Below are 1,676 nucleotides of genomic sequence, written 5' to 3'. Positions count from 1 at the left end.
GAGCGCTTTGCCGCTTTGCGGCCGGGTCTTGCCGGTGATCACGTCCATCAGGGTAGTCTTGCCCGCCCCGTTGGGGCCGATCACGCAGCGCAGTTCGCCGACGCCTATCGCCAGCGACAGATCCGTCAGCGCCCGGAAACCGTCAAAGCTGACGTTGATATTCTCCAGCTGCAGCACCGGATCGGTTTGTTCGCGAAAGCGATCGCCGGGCAGCTGACGGGTAAACAGTCCTTCATCCGGTTGCATTAGCGGTCTCCTCGACGCAGCAGGCCCATCACTCCGCGGGGTAAAAACAGGGTCACGATGATGAAGATGAGGCCCAGAAACAGCTGCCAGTACTCTGGCATCGCCACGGTGAAAATGCTTTTCGCGCCGTTGACCAGCCCGGCGCCAAGCACCGGGCCGATCAGGGTGCCGCGCCCGCCGAGCGCGACCCAGATGGCGGCCTCGATGGAGTTGGTCGGCGACATTTCGCTGGGGTTGATGATCCCGACCTGCGGGACATATAACGCCCCCGCCAGACCGCAGAGCACCGCCGACAGCGTCCATACCAGCAGCTTGAAGCCGCGCGGGTCGTACCCGCAGAACATCAGCCGGTTTTCGGCGTCACGTACCGCGGTGAGGATCCGGCCAAACTTACTCTGCGCCAGCGCCGAGCCCAGCCACAGGGTCAGCAACAGCAGCAAAACCGTGGCCATAAACAGGGTGGCGCGGGTGCCGGTGGCGGTGACCGGAAAACCCAGCAGCGTGGTAAAACCGGTGAAGCCGTTGTTGCCGCCAAACCCGGTCTCGTTGCGAAAGAACAGCAGCATACCGGCATAGGTCAGGGCCTGGGTCATGATCGAGAAATAGACCCCTTTGATCTTCGAGCGAAAGGCAAACCAGCCGAAAACCAGGGCCAGCAGACCGGGAACCAGCACCACCAGCGCCATCGCCCAGGCGAAATGCTGCGTGCCCCACCAGAACCAGGGCAGCTCGCTCCAGGAGAGAAAAGACATAAACGCCGGCAGACCGTCGCCCGCCGCCTGGCGCATCAGGTACATCCCCATGGCGTACCCGCCGAGGGCAAAGAAGATCCCGTGCCCCAGCGACAGCATGCCCGCATAGCCCCAGACCAGATCCAGCGCCACCGCCACAATGGCGTAGCAGAGGATTTTGCCGCTCAGCGTCAGCAGCCAGCTCGGCACCGCCAGCGGATGCGAGGCCGGCAGCAGCGCCAGGAATGGCATACTCAGCAGCCCCAGCACCAGCAGGATCCCCAGCCAGCGCAGAGGGCGCGGCGCGCGCTGCGCCAGCGTTAAGGTGATTGGTTGGCTCATCAGTCAATAACCCTCCCTTTCAGCGCGAACAGACCCTGCGGGCGTTTCTGAATAAACAGAATAATCATCACCAGGATCAGGATTTTGCCCAGCACCGCGCCCATTTGGGGTTCGAGAATTTTGTTGAAAATGCCCAGCCCAAAGGCCGCCGCCACGCTGCCGGCCAGCTGGCCGACGCCGCCCAGCACCACTACCAGAAACGAGTCGATGATGTATCCCTGACCCAGTTCAGGCCCGACGTTGCCAAGCTGCGACAGCGCCACGCCGCCCAGCCCGGCAATACCGGAGCCGAGGCCAAAGGCCAGCATATCCACCCGCCCGGTAGGCACGCCGCAGCAGGCGGCCATCGCCCGGTTC

At 63.4% G+C, this 1,676-nt stretch carries 3 protein-coding genes; all 3 read right to left on the bottom strand.

Translation table 11 applies throughout. The features are described 5' to 3' along the window. On the bottom strand, positions 1-246 hold a 246-nt coding region (locus AACG97_RS00160), incomplete at its 3' end, for an ATP-binding cassette domain-containing protein (RefSeq protein ID WP_445261809.1). After that, positions 246-1,319: an urea ABC transporter permease subunit UrtC gene (urtC, locus tag AACG97_RS00155; RefSeq protein ID WP_008804969.1), complete on the bottom strand. Its 1,074-nt coding sequence runs from the start codon at positions 1,317-1,319 to the stop codon at positions 246-248. The genes urtC and AACG97_RS00160, both read right to left, overlap by 1 nt. Continuing rightward, positions 1,319-1,676 (bottom strand): ABC transporter permease subunit (locus AACG97_RS00150; protein ID WP_445261808.1); only part of this gene is annotated, 358 nt, incomplete at its 5' end. The genes urtC and AACG97_RS00150, both read right to left, overlap by 1 nt.

It is taken from the genome of Pseudomonas sp. Nvir, assembly GCF_963778085.1.
Taxonomy (GTDB): domain Bacteria; phylum Pseudomonadota; class Gammaproteobacteria; order Pseudomonadales; family Pseudomonadaceae; genus Aquipseudomonas; species Aquipseudomonas juntendi.
Note: the sequence above shows the minus strand (reverse complement) of the source record. Positions and strands in the feature narration are given on the sequence as shown.

What these genes read in the sequence shown, in the direction of transcription:
- urtC (WP_008804969.1), bottom strand. Translation starts at nt 1,319, where the DNA reads ATGAGCCAACCAATCACCTTAACGCTGGCGCAGCGCGCGCCGCGCCCT.